A 25,096-nucleotide genomic window follows, 5' to 3' on the forward strand; every position below is an offset into this window, starting at 1 on the left:
GGAGCCAGCCCATGGGCGCGCTATCACATCTGCGGGTGCTGGACCTTTCTCGCGTGTTGGCCGGCCCATGGTCTGGCCAGATTCTCGCTGACCTTGGTGCCGATGTGATCAAGGTCGAGCGCCCTGGCAGTGGTGACGATACCCGCTCATGGGGGCCGCCTTTCCTCAAGGATGCCAAGGGCGAGAGCACAAGTGAGGCGGCCTATTACCTGTCGGCCAACCGCAACAAGCGCTCGGTGACCATCGACTTTACCCAGGCCGAGGGGCAGCGCCTGGTACGTGAGTTGGCGGCGAAGTCCGATATCGTCATCGAGAACTTCAAGGTTGGTGGGTTGGCTGCCTACGGCCTGGACTACCAGAGCCTGAAGGCGATCAACCCGCGGCTTATCTATTGTTCCATCACTGGGTTCGGGCAGACCGGGCCTTATGCCAAGCGCGCGGGTTATGACTTCATGATTCAGGGGTTGGGCGGGCTGATGAGCCTGACCGGCCGCCCGGAAGGTGAAGAGGGTGCGGGGCCGGTCAAGGTAGGGGTGGCGCTGACCGACATCCTTACCGGGTTGTACTCCACGGTGGCGATCCTCGCTGCCCTTGCCCATCGCGAGCAGACCGGGGTGGGCCAGCATGTCGACATGGCGTTGCTCGATGTGCAGGTGGCTTGCCTGGCGAACCAGGCGATGAACTACCTGACCACGGGCAACCCGCCTCGTCGGCTTGGTAATGCGCACCCCAATATCGTGCCTTATCAGGATTTTCCCACGGCGGACGGCGACTTCATCCTGACCGTGGGCAACGACAGCCAGTTCCGCAAGTTCGCCGAGGTGGCCGGGCAGCCGCAATGGGCGGACGACCCGCGTTTCGTTACCAACAAGCTGCGGGTTGCCAACCGGGCCGAGCTGATTCCTTTGATCCGCCAGGCCACGGTGTTCAAGACCACGGCGGAATGGGTAAGCCAGCTCGAAGCTGCAGGAGTGCCGTGCGGGCCTATCAATGACCTGGCGCAGATGTTCCAGGATCCGCAGGTTCTGGCACGCGGATTGGCGGTAAACATTCCGCATCCGTTGGCGGGAAGTGTGCCGCAGGTGGCGAGCCCGATACGGTTGTCGGAGACGCCGGTTGAGTACCGTCGGGCGCCGCCGCTGCTGGGTGAGCATACCGAGGTGGTGCTGGAGGATGTATTGGGGCTGGATGCCGGTGAGGTGCGGCGGCTGCGCAGTACCGGTGTGCTTTAAGGGCGTTTGGCCTTGGTGAAAAGCGGGGAGGCCGTCAGGCCTCCCCGCTTTGCTTTTCAGCGATATCAAGGTTTCTTGAAATTAAGGGTTGACGCGGTTTCGAATCCGCTTATAATGCGCCCCACTTCTGACGTAGTCGAAGCGTAAAACTTCTTGTAAATCAATTAGTTAGGCGATTCAGGTAGTATCAGGAGTGCTTCGATCGAATGATCGCCAGCGGTTGAGATGATGGTTGACAGCGCTTCTAAACGCTGTATGATTCGCCTCCCGCTACGAGAGATCGCAGCGAGTCAAGTGTTTGAAGCTAAACGAGTTTCTCGCAAAAAACTTCAAAATAAACGCTTGACAGCAAATGAGGAAAGCGTAGAATGCGCGCCTCGGTTGAGACCAAACGCTCTTAACCAAACGCTCTTTAACAAATCGAATCAAGCAATTCGTGTGGGTGCTTGTGAGTACGGACTGATAGTCACAAAGATTATCAGCATCACAAGTGGCCATGCGAAAAATCACATAGTCATTTGAGATTGCTGAGCCAAGTTTAGGGTTTCTTAAAAACCCAAGCAGTATTGAACTGAAGAGTTTGATCATGGCTCAGATTGAACGCTGGCGGCAGGCCTAACACATGCAAGTCGAGCGGATGACGGGAGCTTGCTCCTTGATTCAGCGGCGGACGGGTGAGTAATGCCTAGGAATCTGCCTGGTAGTGGGGGACAACGTTTCGAAAGGAACGCTAATACCGCATACGTCCTACGGGAGAAAGCAGGGGACCTTCGGGCCTTGCGCTATCAGATGAGCCTAGGTCGGATTAGCTAGTTGGTGGGGTAATGGCTCACCAAGGCGACGATCCGTAACTGGTCTGAGAGGATGATCAGTCACACTGGAACTGAGACACGGTCCAGACTCCTACGGGAGGCAGCAGTGGGGAATATTGGACAATGGGCGAAAGCCTGATCCAGCCATGCCGCGTGTGTGAAGAAGGTCTTCGGATTGTAAAGCACTTTAAGTTGGGAGGAAGGGCAGTAAGCTAATACCTTGCTGTTTTGACGTTACCGACAGAATAAGCACCGGCTAACTCTGTGCCAGCAGCCGCGGTAATACAGAGGGTGCAAGCGTTAATCGGAATTACTGGGCGTAAAGCGCGCGTAGGTGGTTCGTTAAGTTGGATGTGAAAGCCCCGGGCTCAACCTGGGAACTGCATCCAAAACTGGCGAGCTAGAGTACGGTAGAGGGTGGTGGAATTTCCTGTGTAGCGGTGAAATGCGTAGATATAGGAAGGAACACCAGTGGCGAAGGCGACCACCTGGACTGATACTGACACTGAGGTGCGAAAGCGTGGGGAGCAAACAGGATTAGATACCCTGGTAGTCCACGCCGTAAACGATGTCAACTAGCCGTTGGAATCCTTGAGATTTTAGTGGCGCAGCTAACGCATTAAGTTGACCGCCTGGGGAGTACGGCCGCAAGGTTAAAACTCAAATGAATTGACGGGGGCCCGCACAAGCGGTGGAGCATGTGGTTTAATTCGAAGCAACGCGAAGAACCTTACCAGGCCTTGACATGCAGAGAACTTTCCAGAGATGGATTGGTGCCTTCGGGAACTCTGACACAGGTGCTGCATGGCTGTCGTCAGCTCGTGTCGTGAGATGTTGGGTTAAGTCCCGTAACGAGCGCAACCCTTGTCCTTAGTTACCAGCACGTTATGGTGGGCACTCTAAGGAGACTGCCGGTGACAAACCGGAGGAAGGTGGGGATGACGTCAAGTCATCATGGCCCTTACGGCCTGGGCTACACACGTGCTACAATGGTCGGTACAGAGGGTTGCCAAGCCGCGAGGTGGAGCTAATCTCACAAAACCGATCGTAGTCCGGATCGCAGTCTGCAACTCGACTGCGTGAAGTCGGAATCGCTAGTAATCGCGAATCAGAATGTCGCGGTGAATACGTTCCCGGGCCTTGTACACACCGCCCGTCACACCATGGGAGTGGGTTGCACCAGAAGTAGCTAGTCTAACCTTCGGGGGGACGGTTACCACGGTGTGATTCATGACTGGGGTGAAGTCGTAACAAGGTAGCCGTAGGGGAACCTGCGGCTGGATCACCTCCTTAATCGACGACATCAGCCTGCTGATGAGCTCCCACACGAATTGCTTGATTCATGGTTGAAGACGACTAGGCCCTGCAAGGGTCGAATGTTGTTCCTGATCAGAACTCGGAAATGAGCATTCGTTTCGAATGTTGATTTCTGGCTTTTGTCAGATCGTTCTTTAAAAATTCGGATATGTGATAGATATAGACTGATGGCCAGTTTCACTGCTGGTTAATCAGGCTAAGGTAAAATTTGTGAGTTCTGCTCGAAAGAGCAACATGCGAATTTTCGGCGAATGTCGTCTTCACAGTATAACCAGATTGCTTGGGGTTATATGGTCAAGTGAAGAAGCGCATACGGTGGATGCCTTGGCAGTCAGAGGCGATGAAAGACGTGGTAGCCTGCGATAAGCTTTGGGGAGTCGGCAAACAGACTGTGATCCAGAGATCTCTGAATGGGGGAACCCACTCAGCACAAGCTGAGTATCTTGTACTGAATACATAGGTGCAAGAGGCGAACCAGGGGAACTGAAACATCTAAGTACCCTGAGGAAAAGAAATCAACCGAGATTCCCTTAGTAGTGGCGAGCGAACGGGGACCAGCCCTTAAGTTGATTTGAGATTAGTGGAACGCTCTGGAAAGTGCGGCCATAGTGGGTGATAGCCCCGTACACGAAAATCTCTTATCAATGAAATCGAGTAGGACGGAGCACGAGAAACTTTGTCTGAATATGGGGGGACCATCCTCCAAGGCTAAATACTACTGACTGACCGATAGTGAACCAGTACCGTGAGGGAAAGGCGAAAAGAACCCCGGAGAGGGGAGTGAAATAGAACCTGAAACCGTATGCGTACAAGCAGTGGGAGCCTACTTTGTTAGGTGACTGCGTACCTTTTGTATAATGGGTCAGCGACTTATATTCAGTGGCGAGCTTAACCGAATAGGGGAGGCGTAGCGAAAGCGAGTCTTAATAGGGCGTTTAGTCGCTGGGTATAGACCCGAAACCGGGCGATCTATCCATGGGCAGGTTGAAGGTTAGGTAACACTGACTGGAGGACCGAACCGACTACCGTTGAAAAGTTAGCGGATGACCTGTGGATCGGAGTGAAAGGCTAATCAAGCTCGGAGATAGCTGGTTCTCCTCGAAAGCTATTTAGGTAGCGCCTCATGTATCACTCCAGGGGGTAGAGCACTGTTTCGGCTAGGGGGTCATCCCGACTTACCAAACCGATGCAAACTCCGAATACCTGGAAGTGCCGAGCATGGGAGACACACGGCGGGTGCTAACGTCCGTCGTGAAAAGGGAAACAACCCAGACCGTCAGCTAAGGTCCCAAAGTCATGGTTAAGTGGGAAACGATGTGGGAAGGCTTAGACAGCTAGGAGGTTGGCTTAGAAGCAGCCACCCTTTAAAGAAAGCGTAATAGCTCACTAGTCGAGTCGGCCTGCGCGGAAGATGTAACGGGGCTCAAACCATGCACCGAAGCTACGGGTGTCATCTTTGATGACGCGGTAGAGGAGCGTTCTGTAAGCCTGTGAAGGTGAGTTGAGAAGCTTGCTGGAGGTATCAGAAGTGCGAATGCTGACATGAGTAACGACAATGCGAGTGAAAAACTCGCACGCCGAAAGACCAAGGTTTCCTGCGCAACGTTAATCGACGCAGGGTTAGTCGGTCCCTAAGGCGAGGCTGAAAAGCGTAGTCGATGGAAAACAGGTTAATATTCCTGTACTTCCAGTTATTGCGATGGAGGGACGGAGAAGGTTAGGCCAGCCTGGCGTTGGTTGTCCAGGTTTAAGGTGGTAGGCTGAAATCTTAGGCAAATCCGGGATTTCAAGGCCGAGAGCTGATGACGAGTTGCCTTCAGGCGACGAAGTGGTTGATACCATGCTTCCAAGAAAAGCTCCTAAGCTTCAGATAACTGGGAACCGTACCCCAAACCGACACAGGTGGTTAGGTAGAGAATACCAAGGCGCTTGAGAGAACTCGGGTGAAGGAACTAGGCAAAATGGCACCGTAACTTCGGGAGAAGGTGCGCCGGCGAGGGTGAAGGACTTGCTCCGTAAGCCCATGCCGGTCGAAGATACCAGGCCGCTGCGACTGTTTATTAAAAACACAGCACTCTGCAAACACGAAAGTGGACGTATAGGGTGTGACGCCTGCCCGGTGCCGGAAGGTTAATTGATGGGGTTAGCGCAAGCGAAGCTCTTGATCGAAGCCCCGGTAAACGGCGGCCGTAACTATAACGGTCCTAAGGTAGCGAAATTCCTTGTCGGGTAAGTTCCGACCTGCACGAATGGCGTAACGATGGCGGCGCTGTCTCCACCCGAGACTCAGTGAAATTGAAATCGCTGTGAAGATGCAGTGTATCCGCGGCTAGACGGAAAGACCCCGTGAACCTTTACTATAGCTTTGCACTGGACTTTGAATTTGCTTGTGTAGGATAGGTGGGAGGCTTTGAAGTGGGGACGCCAGTTCTCATGGAGCCATCCTTGAAATACCACCCTGGCAACTTTGAGGTTCTAACTCAGGTCCGTTATCCGGATCGAGGACAGTGTATGGTGGGTAGTTTGACTGGGGCGGTCTCCTCCCAAAGAGTAACGGAGGAGTACGAAGGTGCGCTCAGACCGGTCGGAAATCGGTCGTAGAGTATAAAGGCAAAAGCGCGCTTGACTGCGAGACAAACACGTCGAGCAGGTACGAAAGTAGGTCTTAGTGATCCGGTGGTTCTGTATGGAAGGGCCATCGCTCAACGGATAAAAGGTACTCCGGGGATAACAGGCTGATACCGCCCAAGAGTTCATATCGACGGCGGTGTTTGGCACCTCGATGTCGGCTCATCACATCCTGGGGCTGAAGCCGGTCCCAAGGGTATGGCTGTTCGCCATTTAAAGTGGTACGCGAGCTGGGTTTAGAACGTCGTGAGACAGTTCGGTCCCTATCTGCCGTGGACGTTTGAGATTTGAGAGGGGCTGCTCCTAGTACGAGAGGACCGGAGTGGACGAACCTCTGGTGTTCCGGTTGTCACGCCAGTGGCATTGCCGGGTAGCTATGTTCGGAAGAGATAACCGCTGAAAGCATCTAAGCGGGAAACTTGCCTCAAGATGAGATCTCACTGGGATCTTGAATCCCCTGAAGGGCCGTCGAAGACTACGACGTTGATAGGTTGGGTGTGTAAGCGCTGTGAGGCGTTGAGCTAACCAATACTAATTGCCCGTGAGGCTTGACCATATAACACCCAAGCAATTTGCTAGCGCAGATTGCGGTGGTGAAGACGAAAGAACCGAAAGTTCGCAACATCACAAATATCGCATATCCGAATTCGCTGGGCTGTCCATCTGGACATTCTGGCAACAGAATTTCTTGACGACCATAGAGCATTGGAACCACCTGATCCCATCCCGAACTCAGTAGTGAAACGATGCATCGCCGATGGTAGTGTGGGGTTTCCCCATGTGAGAGTAGGTCATCGTCAAGATTCATTTCGCAAAACCCCTATCTGCACATGCAGGTAGGGGTTTTGTCTTTAAGTAGAAGCTATCGCTTCTCCTGGTAGGCTGAAAGCCAGCCGGTGGTGGTAAAAAGGTGGTTGACAGCGTTTCTGAATGCTGTATTATTCACCTCCCGCTACGAGAGATCGAAGCGAGTTAAGTGCTTGAAGTTAAACGAGTTTCTCGCAAAAAACTTCAAAATAAACGCTTGACAGCAAATGAGGAAAGCGTAGAATGCGCGCCTCGGTTGAGACGAAACGCTCTTAACCAAACGCTCTTTAACAAATCGAATCAAGCAATTCGTGTGGGTGCTTGTGAGTACGGACTGATAGTCACAAAGATTATCAGCATCACAAGTGATCATGCGAGAAATCACATAGTCATTTGAGATTGCTGAGCCAAGTTTAGGGTTTCTTAAAAACCCAAGCAGTATTGAACTGAAGAGTTTGATCATGGCTCAGATTGAACGCTGGCGGCAGGCCTAACACATGCAAGTCGAGCGGATGACGGGAGCTTGCTCCTTGATTCAGCGGCGGACGGGTGAGTAATGCCTAGGAATCTGCCTGGTAGTGGGGGACAACGTTTCGAAAGGAACGCTAATACCGCATACGTCCTACGGGAGAAAGCAGGGGACCTTCGGGCCTTGCGCTATCAGATGAGCCTAGGTCGGATTAGCTAGTTGGTGGGGTAATGGCTCACCAAGGCGACGATCCGTAACTGGTCTGAGAGGATGATCAGTCACACTGGAACTGAGACACGGTCCAGACTCCTACGGGAGGCAGCAGTGGGGAATATTGGACAATGGGCGAAAGCCTGATCCAGCCATGCCGCGTGTGTGAAGAAGGTCTTCGGATTGTAAAGCACTTTAAGTTGGGAGGAAGGGCAGTAAGCTAATACCTTGCTGTTTTGACGTTACCGACAGAATAAGCACCGGCTAACTCTGTGCCAGCAGCCGCGGTAATACAGAGGGTGCAAGCGTTAATCGGAATTACTGGGCGTAAAGCGCGCGTAGGTGGTTCGTTAAGTTGGATGTGAAAGCCCCGGGCTCAACCTGGGAACTGCATCCAAAACTGGCGAGCTAGAGTACGGTAGAGGGTGGTGGAATTTCCTGTGTAGCGGTGAAATGCGTAGATATAGGAAGGAACACCAGTGGCGAAGGCGACCACCTGGACTGATACTGACACTGAGGTGCGAAAGCGTGGGGAGCAAACAGGATTAGATACCCTGGTAGTCCACGCCGTAAACGATGTCAACTAGCCGTTGGAATCCTTGAGATTTTAGTGGCGCAGCTAACGCATTAAGTTGACCGCCTGGGGAGTACGGCCGCAAGGTTAAAACTCAAATGAATTGACGGGGGCCCGCACAAGCGGTGGAGCATGTGGTTTAATTCGAAGCAACGCGAAGAACCTTACCAGGCCTTGACATGCAGAGAACTTTCCAGAGATGGATTGGTGCCTTCGGGAACTCTGACACAGGTGCTGCATGGCTGTCGTCAGCTCGTGTCGTGAGATGTTGGGTTAAGTCCCGTAACGAGCGCAACCCTTGTCCTTAGTTACCAGCACGTTATGGTGGGCACTCTAAGGAGACTGCCGGTGACAAACCGGAGGAAGGTGGGGATGACGTCAAGTCATCATGGCCCTTACGGCCTGGGCTACACACGTGCTACAATGGTCGGTACAGAGGGTTGCCAAGCCGCGAGGTGGAGCTAATCTCACAAAACCGATCGTAGTCCGGATCGCAGTCTGCAACTCGACTGCGTGAAGTCGGAATCGCTAGTAATCGCGAATCAGAATGTCGCGGTGAATACGTTCCCGGGCCTTGTACACACCGCCCGTCACACCATGGGAGTGGGTTGCACCAGAAGTAGCTAGTCTAACCTTCGGGGGGACGGTTACCACGGTGTGATTCATGACTGGGGTGAAGTCGTAACAAGGTAGCCGTAGGGGAACCTGCGGCTGGATCACCTCCTTAATCGACGACATCAGCCTGCTGATGAGCTCCCACACGAATTGCTTGATTCATTGTAAAAGACGATGCTGTAACGCGACCCTGTTATAGGTCTGTAGCTCAGTTGGTTAGAGCGCACCCCTGATAAGGGTGAGGTCGGCAGTTCAAATCTGCCCAGACCTACCATTACATGGTTCAGCCGTAGAATACGGGGCCATAGCTCAGCTGGGAGAGCGCCTGCCTTGCACGCAGGAGGTCAGCGGTTCGATCCCGCTTGGCTCCACCACTTTTGCTGTACTGCTTGATCAAACTCAGAAATGAACATTCGTTTCGAATGTTGATTTCTGGCTTTTGTCAGATCGTTCTTTAAAAATTCGGATATGTGATAGATATAGACTGATAGCCAGTTTCACTGCTGGTTAATCAGGCTAAGGTAAAATTTGTGAGTTCTGCTCGAAAGAGCAACATGCGAATTTTCGGCGAATGTCGTCTTCACAGTATAACCAGATTGCTTGGGGTTATATGGTCAAGTGAAGAAGCGCATACGGTGGATGCCTTGGCAGTCAGAGGCGATGAAAGACGTGGTAGCCTGCGATAAGCTTTGGGGAGTCGGCAAACAGACTGTGATCCAGAGATCTCTGAATGGGGGAACCCACTCAGCACAAGCTGAGTATCTTGTACTGAATACATAGGTGCAAGAGGCGAACCAGGGGAACTGAAACATCTAAGTACCCTGAGGAAAAGAAATCAACCGAGATTCCCTTAGTAGTGGCGAGCGAACGGGGACCAGCCCTTAAGTTGATTTGAGATTAGTGGAACGCTCTGGAAAGTGCGGCCATAGTGGGTGATAGCCCCGTACACGAAAATCTCTTGTCAATGAAATCGAGTAGGACGGAGCACGAGAAACTTTGTCTGAATATGGGGGGACCATCCTCCAAGGCTAAATACTACTGACTGACCGATAGTGAACCAGTACCGTGAGGGAAAGGCGAAAAGAACCCCGGAGAGGGGAGTGAAATAGAACCTGAAACCGTATGCGTACAAGCAGTGGGAGCCTACTTTGTTAGGTGACTGCGTACCTTTTGTATAATGGGTCAGCGACTTATATTCAGTGGCGAGCTTAACCGAATAGGGGAGGCGTAGCGAAAGCGAGTCTTAATAGGGCGTTTAGTCGCTGGGTATAGACCCGAAACCGGGCGATCTATCCATGGGCAGGTTGAAGGTTAGGTAACACTGACTGGAGGACCGAACCGACTACCGTTGAAAAGTTAGCGGATGACCTGTGGATCGGAGTGAAAGGCTAATCAAGCTCGGAGATAGCTGGTTCTCCTCGAAAGCTATTTAGGTAGCGCCTCATGTATCACTCCAGGGGGTAGAGCACTGTTTCGGCTAGGGGGTCATCCCGACTTACCAAACCGATGCAAACTCCGAATACCTGGAAGTGCCGAGCATGGGAGACACACGGCGGGTGCTAACGTCCGTCGTGAAAAGGGAAACAACCCAGACCGTCAGCTAAGGTCCCAAAGTCATGGTTAAGTGGGAAACGATGTGGGAAGGCTTAGACAGCTAGGAGGTTGGCTTAGAAGCAGCCACCCTTTAAAGAAAGCGTAATAGCTCACTAGTCGAGTCGGCCTGCGCGGAAGATGTAACGGGGCTCAAACCATGCACCGAAGCTACGGGTGTCATCTTTGATGACGCGGTAGAGGAGCGTTCTGTAAGCCTGTGAAGGTGAGTTGAGAAGCTTGCTGGAGGTATCAGAAGTGCGAATGCTGACATGAGTAACGACAATGCGAGTGAAAAACTCGCACGCCGAAAGACCAAGGTTTCCTGCGCAACGTTAATCGACGCAGGGTTAGTCGGTCCCTAAGGCGAGGCTGAAAAGCGTAGTCGATGGAAAACAGGTTAATATTCCTGTACTTCCAGTTATTGCGATGGAGGGACGGAGAAGGTTAGGCCAGCCTGGCGTTGGTTGTCCAGGTTTAAGGTGGTAGGCTGAAATCTTAGGCAAATCCGGGATTTCAAGGCCGAGAGCTGATGACGAGTTGCCTTTAGGCGACGAAGTGGTTGATACCATGCTTCCAAGAAAAGCTCCTAAGCTTCAGATAACTGGGAACCGTACCCCAAACCGACACAGGTGGTTAGGTAGAGAATACCAAGGCGCTTGAGAGAACTCGGGTGAAGGAACTAGGCAAAATGGCACCGTAACTTCGGGAGAAGGTGCGCCGGCGAGGGTGAAGGACTTGCTCCGTAAGCCCATGCCGGTCGAAGATACCAGGCCGCTGCGACTGTTTATTAAAAACACAGCACTCTGCAAACACGAAAGTGGACGTATAGGGTGTGACGCCTGCCCGGTGCCGGAAGGTTAATTGATGGGGTTAGCGCAAGCGAAGCTCTTGATCGAAGCCCCGGTAAACGGCGGCCGTAACTATAACGGTCCTAAGGTAGCGAAATTCCTTGTCGGGTAAGTTCCGACCTGCACGAATGGCGTAACGATGGCGGCGCTGTCTCCACCCGAGACTCAGTGAAATTGAAATCGCTGTGAAGATGCAGTGTATCCGCGGCTAGACGGAAAGACCCCGTGAACCTTTACTATAGCTTTGCACTGGACTTTGAATTTGCTTGTGTAGGATAGGTGGGAGGCTTTGAAGTGGGGACGCCAGTTCTCATGGAGCCATCCTTGAAATACCACCCTGGCAACTTTGAGGTTCTAACTCAGGTCCGTTATCCGGATCGAGGACAGTGTATGGTGGGTAGTTTGACTGGGGCGGTCTCCTCCCAAAGAGTAACGGAGGAGTACGAAGGTGCGCTCAGACCGGTCGGAAATCGGTCGTAGAGTATAAAGGCAAAAGCGCGCTTGACTGCGAGACAAACACGTCGAGCAGGTACGAAAGTAGGTCTTAGTGATCCGGTGGTTCTGTATGGAAGGGCCATCGCTCAACGGATAAAAGGTACTCCGGGGATAACAGGCTGATACCGCCCAAGAGTTCATATCGACGGCGGTGTTTGGCACCTCGATGTCGGCTCATCACATCCTGGGGCTGAAGCCGGTCCCAAGGGTATGGCTGTTCGCCATTTAAAGTGGTACGCGAGCTGGGTTTAGAACGTCGTGAGACAGTTCGGTCCCTATCTGCCGTGGACGTTTGAGATTTGAGAGGGGCTGCTCCTAGTACGAGAGGACCGGAGTGGACGAACCTCTGGTGTTCCGGTTGTCACGCCAGTGGCATTGCCGGGTAGCTATGTTCGGAAGAGATAACCGCTGAAAGCATCTAAGCGGGAAACTTGCCTCAAGATGAGATCTCACTGGGATCTTGAATCCCCTGAAGGGCCGTCGAAGACTACGACGTTGATAGGTTGGGTGTGTAAGCGCTGTGAGGCGTTGAGCTAACCAATACTAATTGCCCGTGAGGCTTGACCATATAACACCCAAGCAATTTGCTAGCGCAGATTGCGGTGGTGAAGACGAAGAACCGAAAGTTCGCAACATCACAAATATCGCATATCCGAATTCGCTGGGCTGTCCATCTCGACATTCTGGCAACAGAATTTCTTGACGACCATAGAGCATTGGAACCACCTGATCCCATCCCGAACTCAGCAGTGAAACGATGCATCGCCGATGGTAGTGTGGGGTTTCCCCATGTGAGAGTAGGTCATCGTCAAGATTCATTTCGCAAAACCCCTATCTGCACATGCAGGTAGGGGTTTTGTCTTTAAGTAGGAACTACAGAGATTCGCAGGCACGTCCGAAGGACGGGCCAGCACACAGAATTTCTTGACGACCATAGAGCATTGGAACCACCTGATCCCATCCCGAACTCAGCAGTGAAACGATGCATCGCCGATGGTAGTGTGGGGTTTCCCCATGTGAGAGTAGGTCATCGTCAAGATTCAAATCCAAAGCCCCTGTCTGCAATGCAGACAGGGGCTTTGTCTTTTCCAGGGGAGCTTTCAGGTGAGCGCGCTTCCCGTGTAGGAGCGGCCTTGTGTCGCGATAGCGTCAGAACTGGTAGCTGACCGTGGCACTGACATTTCGCTCTTCACCCATATAGCAGTAGTTCAGGCTTGCACACGAGGTGATGTAGCTTTCATTGGTGAGGTTATTGGCATTCAGGCGCACATCCATCCCCCGGAGGCCGACCTTGCCCAGGTCATAGCCGATCGAGGCGTCGAACAGGGTATAGGAGGGCACCTTCATGCTGTTTTCCGCATCCACCCAGCTGTATCCCACATAACGCACCCCACCGCCCAAGCGCAGACCATCCAGTGCCCCCTGGTGGAAGTTGTAGTCAGCCCAAAGCGAAAACATCTGTTTCGGTGCCTGTGTTGGCGAATTGCCTTTGTTATCCAGGTTGCCAGACACCAGGCTGGGCATCGACTTTGTGTATTCGATATCGGTAAAGGTATAGCCGCCCAGCAGCTTCAAGCTGTCGGTCAGCTGCAAATGGGCCTCCAGCTCAAGCCCTTGTGAGCGCACTTGCCCTACAGGGCGATAGAAGTCCTCGTCAGGCTGCTTCGAGGCCAGGTTCTCCTGCTCGATGTGGAACACCGATGCGGTGAACAGGTTGTCGGTACCCGGCGGCTGATACTTGAGACCTGCCTCCCATTGAGTGCCCTCGGTCGGTGCAAGAGGGCGGCCTTGCTGGTCGGACACGGTATTGGGGTTGAATGACTCCGAGTAGCTGACATAGGGAGCGATGCCGTTCTCGAACAGGTAGAGCACCCCTGCGCGGGTAGTGAACCTGGAGCGCTGGTCACTGACCTTGGCGTTGCTGTCGCGATTCTCCTCGGACACCCTCACCCAGTCCTGGCGCAGTCCCAACGAGAAGCGCCATTGGTCCAGCTCCACCAGGTCCTGCAGGTAAACGCCCGTTTGCTGCAGGCGCCGCTGGTAGCGGTTCTCGCCCAGCACCTGAAGGTTGCCGTTGCCGTATTGTGGGTTGCCGGCATCCAGCGGATCGACTGTGCCATAACGCCAAGCCACGTCGGCCTTGCGTCGCTGATAGTCGGCGCCCAGCAGCAGGGTGTGTTTGGCGGCCCCGGTGAAGAATTCCGCCTGCAGCATGTTGTCGATGATGTACGAATGCAGGCGTTCGTCGCCGCCGGTATAGGCGCGGTTGAGGATATTGCTGTCGGCATCCGCCCAACCAGCGGAATACACCTGGTCCATCGACACGTCGGAATCCTGATAGCGGAAGTTCTGGCGTGCCGTGAACACATCGTTGAAGCGATGCTCGAACTGGTAGCTGAAGGACTGTTGGGTACGCTCGTAGTTGTCGATACCCGGTTCACCTTCGAAGAAGTGGTCCGACAGGCGCAAGCCGTTGCGCTTGTGCAGCATGCCATCTGCGGGGTTACCGCCGTGATAGCCGCCGTTGGGGTCGTGTTGCAGGTAGGCCTGCAGGGTCAGCGAAGTATCTTCGTTGAAGTCGATACTGACGGCCGGCGCGATGGCGTAGCGTTCTTCCTTGTTGTGATCGAACTGCGTGTCGGAAGCATCCGCCAGGCCTGTCAGGCGATAAGCGATATGCTTGTCGTCATCCACGGGGCCGCTGAAGTCGAAACCCGTGCCACGCTGGCCTTGGGTACCAAGGGTGGCCTGGACTTGATGGTAGGGGGTAAACAGCGGCTTCTTGGTGGTCAGTGCCACCAGGCCTCCTGGCGAACTACGGCCATACAGTACCGAAGAAGGTCCCTTGAGAATATCGATGCGCTCAAGGAAGTACGGGTCCACCTGCATGGTGCTGTAGGTGCCGTTGTCTCCCATCGACTTGAGCCCGTCGACATAGATGTTATCCACCGAGCCGTCGTTGAAGCCACGCATGGCTACATAGTCATAACGATGGGTCGCCCCGTAGGGGTTGGTCAGTACCCCAGGTGTGTAGCGCATGGCTTGGGCAACGGTTTGGGAGCCTTGGTCGGCGATCTGCTGTCGAGTAACCACCGAGACCGATTGCGATGTCTCTACCAGTGGCATGCTGGTCTTGGTCGCAACTTGGCTATGGGTAGCGTTGTAACCCTCCATGCTGCCCAGTGCATTGCCGAGAGTGAAGCTACGGATGTCGGTGTCTGGCAACGACAATGCAGCGCCTTGGGGTTGTGCCTGCAGCACGTAGCTGCGGCCATCTTGGCTGACGGCTTCCAGGCCGCTGCCATTGAGCAACTGGTGCAATGCCTGATCAATTGGGTATCGCCCCTGCAGGCCATTCGTCTGCAAGCCTTGGGTGAGCTGGGGTGTACTAGACAGGGTGATGCCAGCCTGGCGGGCGAACTGGTTGAGCACATCATCCAACTGGCCGGCCGGGATCGCATAGTGGTGGCTCACCTGGGCCGTTTCAGCTGCTATGGACAGTTGCGTGACGGTTGTCAGGCTCAGGGCGGTGCCAAACAGGGCAGCCCGGACTGCTTTGCGTAAGCGTGCTGAGTGCAAGACAGGTCGAAAATCATTCGTATTGAAGGTGCGCGTGTACACTGCGGCGGTAGGCATGAGGGGTCCGTTGAAGTGTGAGGGCAGAAGGTGTTGCTTACTGTCCAAGCCGTACCGGCATTCAAAACCCGTCAAAAAAGTTATTGGGACCGCTATGCGCCCCATCGCCGGCAAGCCAGCTCCCAAAGGTATTGCATAGCTCTCAGGCCTTGAGATCCCTGTGGGAGCTGGCTTGCCGGCGATAGGCTGCACGCAGCCCTGAATGCAAAAGCCGCCTTCAGTTCAGGCCAGCCCCTCCACGCGAACCCACCAGCGTGTACGTTGGCGAAGCCGCACGGGCAGTGTACTTGGCAGCAGCTGCAGCAGCTGCTCCGGTTCTTCGAGGCGGAATACACCCGACAGGCGCAAATCGGCAATGTCGTCGCTGCAGTCCAGATATCCATGGCGATAACGGCTGACCTGCGAGAGGAAGTCGAACAGCCGCATGTTCCGGGTGACGATCAGGCCCTCAGTCCAGGCCATCGCATCCATGTCTACCTGCTCGAGCCGGTGTGTACCTTGCGCATCCAGGCGCCAGTTCTGGCCGCTTTCCATCCATTGCAGCTGGCCATTGCCAGGCCGGTGTATCGCCACCCTGCCATGGCTGACACTGACCTGCGTGTAGTCGTTGTCCTGGCGCGCCACAAAGCGCCCTTCAAACCCTTCCAGCAACGCGTCACGAGTTTGCACAAGCAAGGGATGCTGCGGATTGCAGGCAATCATCAATTCCCCCTGTTTCAGGCGGACCAGGCGCTGTTGGTCATTGAAGGCCAGGTCGACGGCACTGCGGGTATTGAGTTGCATCAGCGAGCCATCGGGAAGCGCGAAGCTGCGCCGTTCGCCCGTACCGGTGGTGTAGTCCGATGCCCAGGCGTTGACCGCATCGAGATCTTTTCCCAGCCATGCCGCTGTCCCCACCATGGCAACGCCACCAAGCAGCTTCAGCGCCTGCCGACGGTGCAGGCGGCGCTGGCTGGTCTCCAGGGTCTGCAAAGCCAGCCCTGCGCCAGGGACGGCACTCAGGTCAAGGTCCTGATGCAGGTGAATAACCCGTTGCCAGGCCTGTTCATGTTCGTGGTGGGTAGTGCGCCATTGCCTGCACTGTTGCTGCACGGCAGGGTCATGCCCGCTCTCGCGTAGCCTCAGTATCCACTGGATGGCCTGCTTGACCGCTGTTGCGCCAGGCTGTGCGGCGGTCATCATGTCAGCACTCGTCGGCGTAGCGCAGTAGATAGCAATGGTAGAGCGCGTCGGCGATGTAGCGCTCCACGGTACGTACCGAGATCCCCATCTGGTCGGCGATGGCCTGGTGCTTCAGCCCCTCGCATTGGGCCAGCAGGAATGCGCGGCGTACTTTGGGCTTGAGGCCGTCGAGCATGCGCGCGATGCGCTCCAGCAATTCCAGCAGCAGCTCACGGGTTTCGACCGAGGGGGCCTGTGCTTCCGGCACCTCTGCCAGTGCCTCAAGGTAGGCCCTGTGCAGTTCCTCGCGCCGCCAGTGGTCGATCACCAGCCCGCGCGCGACCGTCCGCAGGAAGGCCCGTGGTGTGTTCAGTTTCAGGTTTTCGCGACGCTGCAACAGGCGCACGAAGGTGTCCTGGGCCAGGTCTGCTGCATCGGCGGCATTGCCCAGCTTGCTGCGTAGCCAGGCATGCAACCAGCCGTGGTGGTCACTATAGAGCGTTTGCACGGAATCGTTGCTGGGCATGGGTACGGGTGCTGCCATCAATGGACATTAATGATAATTAGTCTCATTGTTGGCTGGGCGCCGATCAATTTGCAACCCATCCGACTCCATGCGGGCAGTCACTACCCGCTAGCGCCCCAGTTGCGTATCCAGGTACTTGCGGATTACCCGCGATGCGTTATTCAGGTGCCGCTCCAGCACTGCTACAGCTTCGTCTACCAGCTTGTCGCTCGCCGCATCCGCCAGTGCGTTGTGATCGTCCTGGGTGAGCTTGCCCAGGCCCATGGACGAGAGATGAAACCGCAGGAAGCGCTCTTCCTCATTCAGTTCGTCCTCGATCAGACGCAGCAGCTTCTTGTTCGGCGCCTTGTTGTACAGCGACATGTGGAACAGGCGATTGAGGCGGCCGATTTCAGCGTGGCGGGTTTCGTTTTCCAGTTGCTGGATATACCCGCGGGCATTGTCGATGTCGCTGGCATCTAGCAGCGGAATGGATTGGCGCAGCGCTTCGGTCTCGAGCAGCACGCGCAGGGCATAGGTGTCCACCGCGTCCTCGCCGATCAACGGCGCAACCACCGCGCCCTTGTGCATTTCCACTTTCAGCAGCGATTGCGCTTCGAGCTGGCGCAGGGCCTCGCGCACGGGCATGCGGCTGACACCGAACAAGGTGGCGAGTTCTTGTTGTCTTACGGCGGTACCTGGGGGCAAGCGACCATCGAGAATGGCACTGCGCAGGCGTTCTTCGATCACGCCACGGGCCTGATGCGGCAACAGCTGCTCACTGGCCAGCACATTGCTCAATTTGATTTTCTCGGCCACGCGACGTCTGCCTCAACGATGACTAAAGTTGGATCCAATTACACTAGTAACAGCTCTTGGGGGCGTCAAACCTGTACTGGTGGTGGAACAGGCGCCCCAAAAGCGCGGCTATGGTGGATGAAGTCGCCCGGCAAAGGAAGCGGCCTCCAGAATGTTATAACCGGAAAGTGTAGGTCGACTGACCAGCGGGTGCATGATTGCAGGGTGCCATTGTTTTTTGCCGTGGCAAGCCGCACCATCGCTGCTTTCGACTGGCCTGAACAGGGCTTCGCAGTGGCGATATCCTGGATGCTCAAAACCGTTGTGCAACGTGTCGGCCTTGCTGCGCTGCTGGGCGGCCTGCTGCTGGGCGGTTTGCATGCGGATTGGGACTTTTCCCAGATCAGCCGCAAGTCGCAGGCACTCTATGGCCCCTTGGGCGCCGGGCAGGGCCGGATCGATGCCTGGCAAAACCTGATGGCCACGCAGAAGCAGGGTACGGAGCTTGAGCGATTGCAGGTGGTAAACCGCTTCTTCAACCAGCAATTGCGCTATGTCGAGGATATCGACCTGTGGCATGAGGTCGATTATTGGGCCACGCCGGTGCAGGCGCTGATCAAGGGCGCAGGGGACTGCGAGGACTACGCCATCGCCAAGTATTTCAGTCTGCGGCGCATGGGCATCCCCAGCGAAAAGCTGCGCATCACCTACGTCAAGGCGCTGCGGCAGAACCGGGCGCACATGGTCCTGACCTATTATTCAAGCCCACAGGCACAACCATTGGTGCTCGACAGCCTGATGGATGCCATCAAGCCGGCCAGCCAGCGTACCGACCTGCTGCCGGTGTACGCCTTCAATGGTGAGGGCTTGTGGCTGACGGGCGCCACAGGCAACAAGAAGGTCGGCGATACCAAGCGGTTGTCACGCTGGCAGGATTTGCTGAAGAAAATGCAGGCCGAAGGGTTCCCGGCCGAGCCGGTCTACTGAAGGAGCACAGATGTCACTGTTCAAACAATTGCTGTTGGCCATTTGCCTGTTCCTGGTGGTCGCCTTCAGTGGCAGTTTCATGGTCAGCCTGGAAAGCTCTCGCAGCCAGTACGTCAACCAGTTGCGATCGCACGCCCAGGATGCGGCGACCGCGCTGGCGCTGTCGCTGACGCCGAATATCGATGACCCGGCGATGGTCGAGCTGATGGTCAGTTCTATCTTCGACAGTGGTTACTACTCAAGCATCAAGGTCGTCGACCTGGGCTCCAATGCTGTGCTGGTGGAGCGCCACGCCGAACCGGACCCAGGCGGTGTGCCGCGCTGGTTCGTGCACTTGATCGGACTGGAGGCCGCCGGTGGCGATGCCATCGTCAGCCGCGGCTGGCAGCAGGCCGCACGCGTTGAAGTAATCAGCCACCCGATGTTCGCCATTGCCAAACTCTGGCAGAGCGCCCTGGGCAGCCTGGGTTGGCTGCTGCTGTGTGGCGCGGCCAGTGCGGTACTTGGCGCCTTGCTCTTGCGTCGCCAGTTGCGGCCGCTGGACTACATGGTCGAGCAGTCCCACGCCATTGCCCGCCGCGAATTCCTCAGCCTGCCCGAGTTGCCGCGCACACCGGAGCTGCGCCGGGTAGTACAGGCGATGAACCAGATGGTCGAGAAGCTCAAGGCACTGTTTACCGAGCAGGCCGAGCGTAGTGAGCGGCTGCGTGCCGAGTCCTACCAGGACAGCCTGACTGGACTCTCCAACCGCCGTTATTTCGAGATGCAACTGAACACCCGGGTGAGCAACCTGGAAGAAGCGCGCGCCGGCTACCTGCTGTTGCTGCGGGTCCAGGGGCTGGCGGGGTTGAACGCCCGTCTTGGCGGCCAGCGTACCGACCAGTTGCTACAGGCCGTGGGTGAGCAATTGCGTCGCACCTGTGCCAGCTACCCGGAAACCAATGACCTGATTTCCCGTAGCCGTGGGGGCGAGTTCGCCGTGCTGGCGCCGGGTATGGTGCATGAAGAGGCGGTACAGCTTGCCCAGGCCTTGGAAGCGACGCTGCACAGCCTGCACGAAACGGGCGCCAGTGATATCGACCCGGTTGCTTGTATCGGCCTGGCGCCGTTCAGCCCCGGTGATTCACCGCAGGCATTGCTGAAGCTTGCCGACGAGGCCCTGGCCCGCGCCGAGAACCAGCCAACGCCGGGTTGGGTATGCCTTGAACAAGGCGTGGCTGCAGTTGCCGCGGACAGCCAGCATGTCTGGCATGAGCGGCTGGACCAGGCGTTCAACAATGGGCATTTCGAACTGTTCTTCCAGCCAGTGGTGGATTGCGCTTCTGCGCAACGAGTACTGCACCACAAAGTGATTTCGCGTTTGCAGGATGGCCAGGGCGAGGCGCTGCCGGCGGGACGCTTCCTGCCCTGGCTGGAGCGCTTCGGCTGGATGCCGCGGCTTGATGTGCTGGTGTTGGAGAAGGTGCTGGCGCATCTTCGAGGGCATGACCAGGTGTTGGCGCTGAACCTGTCAGCCGCCACCCTGGCCGACCCCAAGGCCCTTCAGCGTGTTTTCGAGCTTCTGGGCCAGAATACGGCGCTCGGCCCGCGGCTGGTTTTCGAAATTGGCGAGGAACAGTTGCCTGAGCAGGCGGCCCTGGAGCAACTCACCCGGCGCCTGCACGCGCTTGGTTTCGGCCTGGCGCTGCAACGCTTTGGTGGGCGATTCAGCATGATCGGCAACCTGGCGCATCTGGGGCTGGCGTACCTGAAGATCGATGGCAGCTACATCCGCAACATTGACCAAGAGCAGCACAAGCGGCTGTTCATCGAAGCGGTCCAGCGCGCTGCACACAGCATCGACCTGCCGCTGATTGCCGAGCGGGTAGAGACGGAAGGTGAACGGTTGATGTTGCGGGAGATGGGGGTGGGTGGGATTCAGGGGCAGTTGGTTGGTGAGCCTGCACCTTGGCGCTGACAACTTGCAGGTATCGCATGAGGGCATGCGGTCTCTTGTAGGAGCGGCCTTGAGTCGCGAAAGGGCCGCACAGCGGCCCCGGGCTTTCAGCAAAGATGCATAAATCGCTGGGGCTGCTGTGCAGCCCTTTCGCGACTCAAGGCCACTCCTGCAGCGAGCACGGCAGGGATGGCGATCACCGCTCGCGCAACGCCTCCGAACGCGCCTTCATGATCGGCTTTAGCAGGTAGCTCATGATGGTCTTCTTGCCAGTCATGATATCGACTGTCGCCACCATCCCCGGAATGATCAGCAGAGGCTTCTCGTCAGTGCCCAGGTGGCTGCGGTCGGTGCGCAGCTTGATCAGGTAATAGGTGGTCTTCTTGTCTTCATCGGTGATGGTGTCGGCACCGATCTGCTCCAGCTTGGCCTTCAGCCCACCGTAGATGGTGTAGTCATAGGCCGTGAACTTGACCGTCGCCTCCTGACCAGGGTGCAGGAAGGCGATGTCCTTGGGCAGGATCTTCGCCTCGATGACCAGTGAGTCGTCCAGCGGCACGATTTCTATGATGTCGCTGCCCGGCTGGATCACCCCACCGATGGTATTCACCAGCAGCTGCTTGACGATACCGCGTACCGGCGAGGTAACCATCGTGCGGTTCACGCGGTCATCCAAGGCCTTGCTGGTCGCCGTGGCCTTGTTCAGCTCGGTGCGCGCTTCGTTCAATTGGGTCAGCGCTTCGCTGCGGAATTTGCCACGGGTCTCTTCGATCTTGCTTTGCACCTCGCGAATGGCCGCCTCGGCACGCGGGATGGCCAGCGCCGTGGAGTCCAGCTGACCGCGGTTCTCCACTTCGGCGCGACGCAAGCGCAGTACCTCGACCTGGGAGATCGCACCGGTGGCCACCAGCGGCTCGGACATGCTGATCTCCTTGCGCAACAATTGCAGGCTGTTGGCGTACTGGGCGCGCTTTGAGCTGAACTCGCGCAGTTCCTGCTGGCGCTGTACCAGCTGTTGTTGCAAGCCACCGATCTCGTCCTGCAATTGCTGGCGCCGGCTCTGATACAGCGACTCTTCGTTCGCTGCCTGGCTTGGCGCGGCTTTGCGCAGTTCCTCATCAATCTTCAACGGGGTGTCACCTACTTCGGCACTCAGGCGCTCGACGCGCAAGGCCATCGCCAGGCGGTCGGCCTCGGTTTCACCCACGTTGGAGGCGAAGCGGGTTTCATCCAGACGCAGCAATGGCTGGCCTACTTCGACAATCTGCCCTTCCTTGGCGAAGATCTCGGCGACGATGCCGCCCTCCAGGTTCTGGATCTTCTGCACCTTGGACGACGGAATGGCCTTGCCTTCACCCCGCGTAACTTCATCGATGGGTGCGACGCTGGCCCACACGATCAGGAACACGAAGAACAGGATCACGCCCCATATGGTCAGCCGCACGACCCGCGGCGCATCCTCGATCAGGGCCTTGTTGACCTCTGGCAGCGGCTGGCCACCCAGTGAATCGGAACCCTTGAAATAGCGCCGCAGGCCGTCCTTGAACTGCCCCACATCCAGCTTATGCAACACTGATCTGCCCCTTCTTCAGCGCATCCATGACCGCGGCTTTCGGGCCGTCGGCGACAATCTGCCCGCGATCGATCACGATCAGCCGGTCCACCAGTGACAGCAGCGAGGCACGGTGCGTGACCAGCAGCATCGTCTTGCCTTCCACCACCGCCTGCAGTCGCTGCTTGAGGCGTTCTTCGCCGGTGTTGTCCATGGCGCTGGTCGGTTCGTCCAGCAGCAGGATCTGCGGGTTGAGCAAAAGTGCGCGGCCCAGGGCGACGTTCTGTCGCTGGCCGCCGGACAGGTTCTGTCCGCGTTCACCTACCTGCAACTCGTAGCCGTCCGGGTGCAACCGGGCGAACTCATGTACACCCGCCAGTTCGGCAGCCTGCAGAATCAACTCATCCTCTATGTAACGGGCCCCGCTGACCAGGTTGTCGCGCAGGGTGCCGGCCAGCAGCTGAATATCCTGGGGCACGTAGCCAATGTTGTGGCGCAGTTCGCTGACGTCGATCTGGCGAATGTCCACGCCATCGACCAGCAGCGAGCCGCTATCGGCTTCGTACAGGCCGACGATGAGCTTGGCCAGCGAGCTCTTGCCCGAGCCACTGCGGCCGATAATGCCCACCTTCTCGCCGGGGCGGATGGTGAGGTTGATGTTCTTCAAGGCCTGATTCTGTTGGTTCGGGTAGGTGAAATCGACTCCGCGGAACTCGACGCTGCCCTGCAGCACCTTGCGGCTCAGCGGGCGTTCTTCGAAGTTGCGTTCTTGCGGCAGTTCCATCATGTGGTCGGTGGAGACCATGGTCACCTTGGCTTGCTGATAGCGGGCGAGCAGGCCATTGAGCTGGCCCAGCGGGCCGAGGGCGCGGCCGCTGAGCATGTAGCAGGCCACCAGGCCGCCCATGCTCAGGTTGCCGTCGATGATCAGGTACACGCCGACGCAAATCATCGCCACGCCTGCCAGTTGCTGGATCAGCAGGGTGATGTTCATCGCCAGGCTCGACAGCACCTTCACCCGCAGTTCCAGGCGGCTGAGGGTGCCAAGGGTCTGCTCCCACATGTACTGGCGTTCGCTTTCGGCGTTGTTGACCTTTACTGCATCCAGTCCGGCAAGGGTCTCGATCAGGCTGGACTGGCGCTCCGAGGCCAGGGCCATGGTCCGTTCCATGGTCGCCATCAGTGGCCGTTGCAGGGCGTAACCAATGCCCAGGGCCAGCGGGAAGGCGATGATCGGGATCCACACCAGGTGCCCGCCAATGATGGCGATGACTACCAGGATCAGGACGGTGAACGGCAGGTCGATCAGACTGGTCAGGGTCAGCGAGGCGAGGAAGTCACGCAGGCCCTGGAATTCGTGAATGTTCTGGGCAAAGCTGCCAACCCTGGCCGGGCGGTACTTCATCGACATGCCGACGATACGTTCGAACAGCGTTGCCGAAATGATCAGGTCGGTCTTCTTGCCAGCCAGGTCCAGGCACAAGCCGCGCAGGCCCTTGAGGATCAGGTCGAAGATGTAGGCGCCGGCGATGCCGATGGCCAACACCCAGAGGGTCGAGGTGGCTTGGTTGGGCACAACCCGGTCATATACGTTCATCACGAACAGTGGCGCGGCCAGGGCGATCAGGTTGATCACCAGGCTGGCAGCGATCGCGTCGATATATAGCCACTTGCTGCGCAGCAAGGTATCGCGGAACCACGACTTCGCCCGCGGGATGAGGTTGCCGTGGTTGACATCGAACTTGTGCTGCGGCTGCGCGAAGAACACCCGGCCACTGTAATCGCTCTGCAGGGCTTCGCGGCTGACATGCACCTCGCCGCCATCGCTCTCGCTGAGCAGCAGGCGCGCGGTGTCTTCGTTTTCCCAGCCCAGCAGGACGGCGCTGCGGCCTTCCTTGAGCAGCAGCATGGCTGGCATGGCGATGCTCGGGATATGCTCCAGTTTACGCTGCAGCAGGCGCCCCTGCAGGCCGGCCCTGGCGGCAGCGCGGGGCAGCAACTCGGGGCTCAGGCGCTGGGCCGGCAGCGGCAGGCCGGTGGTCAGCATGACCCGGCTGGCGGGTTTCTGGTGCAGGACACACAGGCTCAGCAGGCTATCCAGCAGGGGATCGTCATGCTGACTGCGTGGATCGTGGCTGAGTTGGACTCGACTGACTTCGGATTCCACGCGGCGCTCTCTTCATCCTTGTGGTGGGTGGGGTAGGTGGGCAGCCGTTCAGCTAGCTCACCCTGACGTTCAATGGCGCTGCCAGGCAGTGGTCATGAGGCTACGGCACGCTGGCGCTTGGGCAACCGGTCAATGGTCGCCTTGAATCGGTATCGAGTAAACAGTTCTACGGTCGATACTCCTGCAGACGATGCTGAGTGGTGAATGTTTCATTTTTGAGCCAGTCAGCATACAGGCCGAAGCTATTCTGCAGCATAGCCTGCTATCCGGCTGGCAGCAGAGGTGCAGTTTCGCTCAACTTGTAACTTTGTCAGGAAACAGGCGCTGATTCATTGACGGTATTTTGCTGCTAATTAGTCAAAATTCATCTATTAGAAAGCGGGTCGCTGACTGTTCTGGACTAAAAATCGGCAAGGCTTTTCCTATTCGGGTTGGCAGTATTGCGCGGTTGTTTGCTATCCCATTGATCTACGGCAATTTGCAGTTCCGTATCGTGCTACCTGAAGGGCTGGTGATGCTGGTAAGTTCTCGGCGGCTGGTTGGCTGCCTTCGGCAAGGTTTGTGCTTGTTTTCGAGCATTGGCCTGCGAGTGAGCCGATTATTGACACCTGAGCGGTTACCTTTTTTCCGTATTTGCGGTTATCAAGATGTGGAAAAACGCTTTCAATGATGCGCGACATTGGTCCTTAAGAAACGTTTGGCTAAGGTTCAAATATCAATGTGACATTACATTGCCGATTGTTTAGGATGGCAT

At 56.5% G+C, this 25,096-nt stretch carries 9 protein-coding genes, 2 tRNA genes and 7 rRNA genes; 12 read left to right on the forward strand and 6 right to left on the reverse strand.

Going from position 1 to position 25,096, the window contains the following annotated elements; genetic code table 11:
• Positions 1–11 precede the first annotated feature (11 nt).
• From V3314_RS04275 to rrf (V3314_RS04320), 10 genes are all read left to right on the forward strand, one after another.
• Positions 12–1,232, forward strand: coding sequence for a CaiB/BaiF CoA-transferase family protein (locus V3314_RS04275; RefSeq protein WP_046616901.1), 1,221 nt, complete (start codon positions 12–14; stop codon positions 1,230–1,232).
• 568 nt (positions 1,233–1,800) lie between these two features.
• Positions 1,801–3,337, forward strand: a 16S ribosomal RNA gene (locus tag V3314_RS04280).
• Positions 3,338–3,653: 316 nt separating this feature from the next.
• Positions 3,654–6,545: ribosomal RNA gene (locus V3314_RS04285) — 23S ribosomal RNA — on the forward strand.
• A 131-nt stretch (positions 6,546–6,676) separates the two neighbouring features.
• A 5S ribosomal RNA gene (gene rrf / locus V3314_RS04290) occupies positions 6,677–6,792 on the forward strand.
• A gap of 447 nt (positions 6,793–7,239) precedes the next feature.
• Positions 7,240–8,776 (forward strand): 16S ribosomal RNA (locus V3314_RS04295).
• Positions 8,777–8,861: 85 nt separating this feature from the next.
• Positions 8,862–8,938 (forward strand) — tRNA-Ile (locus V3314_RS04300).
• A gap of 24 nt (positions 8,939–8,962) precedes the next feature.
• Positions 8,963–9,038, forward strand: a tRNA-Ala gene (locus V3314_RS04305).
• A gap of 238 nt (positions 9,039–9,276) precedes the next feature.
• Positions 9,277–12,168 (forward strand): 23S ribosomal RNA (locus tag V3314_RS04310).
• A 130-nt stretch (positions 12,169–12,298) separates the two neighbouring features.
• Positions 12,299–12,414: ribosomal RNA gene (gene rrf / locus V3314_RS04315) — 5S ribosomal RNA — on the forward strand.
• 109 nt (positions 12,415–12,523) lie between these two features.
• Positions 12,524–12,639 (forward strand): 5S ribosomal RNA (rrf, locus tag V3314_RS04320).
• The 16S, 23S and 5S rRNA genes sit together here with 2 tRNA genes alongside, the layout of an rRNA operon.
• Positions 12,640–12,749: 110 nt before the next feature.
• On the opposite strand, the gene V3314_RS04325 is transcribed toward rrf (V3314_RS04320), so the two are convergent.
• The 4 genes from V3314_RS04325 to V3314_RS04340 all read right to left on the reverse strand — a co-directional run bounded on the left by V3314_RS04325 (position 12,750) and on the right by V3314_RS04340 (position 17,721).
• A complete protein-coding gene (locus tag V3314_RS04325; RefSeq protein ID WP_338459948.1) occupies positions 12,750–15,236 on the reverse strand; it encodes a TonB-dependent siderophore receptor in 2,487 nt (828 codons plus the stop codon).
• 222 nt (positions 15,237–15,458) lie between these two features.
• Positions 15,459–16,415 (reverse strand): FecR family protein, encoded by a 957-nt coding sequence (locus tag V3314_RS04330; RefSeq protein ID WP_108479897.1) that lies wholly within the window; start codon positions 16,413–16,415, stop codon positions 15,459–15,461.
• A gap of 4 nt (positions 16,416–16,419) precedes the next feature.
• Positions 16,420–16,923 (reverse strand): sigma-70 family RNA polymerase sigma factor, encoded by a 504-nt coding sequence (locus tag V3314_RS04335; RefSeq protein ID WP_085602325.1) that lies wholly within the window; start codon positions 16,921–16,923, stop codon positions 16,420–16,422.
• A 108-nt stretch (positions 16,924–17,031) separates the two neighbouring features.
• Positions 17,032–17,721: a GntR family transcriptional regulator gene (locus tag V3314_RS04340; protein WP_046617194.1), complete on the reverse strand. Its 690-nt coding sequence runs from the start codon at positions 17,719–17,721 to the stop codon at positions 17,032–17,034.
• Positions 17,722–17,925: 204 nt separating this feature from the next.
• Between V3314_RS04340 and lapG the strand changes: the two genes are divergently transcribed.
• Together lapG and lapD are read left to right on the forward strand one after the other, a co-directional pair.
• Positions 17,926–18,687 (forward strand): cysteine protease LapG, encoded by a 762-nt coding sequence (gene lapG, locus V3314_RS04345; RefSeq protein WP_178081828.1) that lies wholly within the window; start codon positions 17,926–17,928, stop codon positions 18,685–18,687.
• 10 nt (positions 18,688–18,697) lie between these two features.
• The gene (gene lapD / locus V3314_RS04350; protein ID WP_108479895.1) at positions 18,698–20,644 is read left to right on the forward strand and encodes a cyclic di-GMP receptor LapD; all 1,947 of its coding nucleotides are present in this window, start codon (positions 18,698–18,700) and stop codon (positions 20,642–20,644) included.
• A gap of 175 nt (positions 20,645–20,819) precedes the next feature.
• Here lapD and V3314_RS04355 read toward each other — a convergent pair whose 3' ends face one another.
• Both V3314_RS04355 and V3314_RS04360 read right to left on the reverse strand, forming a co-directional pair.
• Entirely contained in the window at positions 20,820–22,196 is a 1,377-nt protein-coding gene (locus V3314_RS04355) for an HlyD family type I secretion periplasmic adaptor subunit (protein WP_046617192.1), read from the reverse strand.
• Complete coding sequence (locus V3314_RS04360; RefSeq protein ID WP_196183839.1) at positions 22,186–24,342, reverse strand: type I secretion system permease/ATPase; 2,157 nt, start codon at positions 24,340–24,342, stop codon at positions 22,186–22,188. The genes V3314_RS04355 and V3314_RS04360 overlap by 11 nt, the downstream gene beginning before the upstream one ends.
• Between the last annotated feature and the right edge of the window lie 754 nt (positions 24,343–25,096).

It is taken from the genome of Pseudomonas sp. TE3-3-F2023 (assembly GCF_036784815.1).
Taxonomy (GTDB): Bacteria; Pseudomonadota; Gammaproteobacteria; order Pseudomonadales; family Pseudomonadaceae; genus Aquipseudomonas; species Aquipseudomonas pudica.

Excerpts from the sequence above, each read along its gene's own strand:
- V3314_RS04330 (WP_108479897.1), bottom strand. The coding sequence starts at position 16,415 with ATGACCGCCGCACAGCCTGGCGCAACAGCGGTCAAGCAGGCCATCCAG.
- V3314_RS04335 (WP_085602325.1), bottom strand. The coding sequence starts at position 16,923 with ATGCCCAGCAACGATTCCGTGCAAACGCTCTATAGTGACCACCACGGC.
- V3314_RS04325 (WP_338459948.1), bottom strand. The coding sequence starts at position 15,236 with ATGCCTACCGCCGCAGTGTACACGCGCACCTTCAATACGAATGATTTT.
- V3314_RS04275 (WP_046616901.1), top strand. The coding sequence starts at position 12 with ATGGGCGCGCTATCACATCTGCGGGTGCTGGACCTTTCTCGCGTGTTG.
- lapD (WP_108479895.1), top strand. The coding sequence starts at position 18,698 with ATGTCACTGTTCAAACAATTGCTGTTGGCCATTTGCCTGTTCCTGGTG.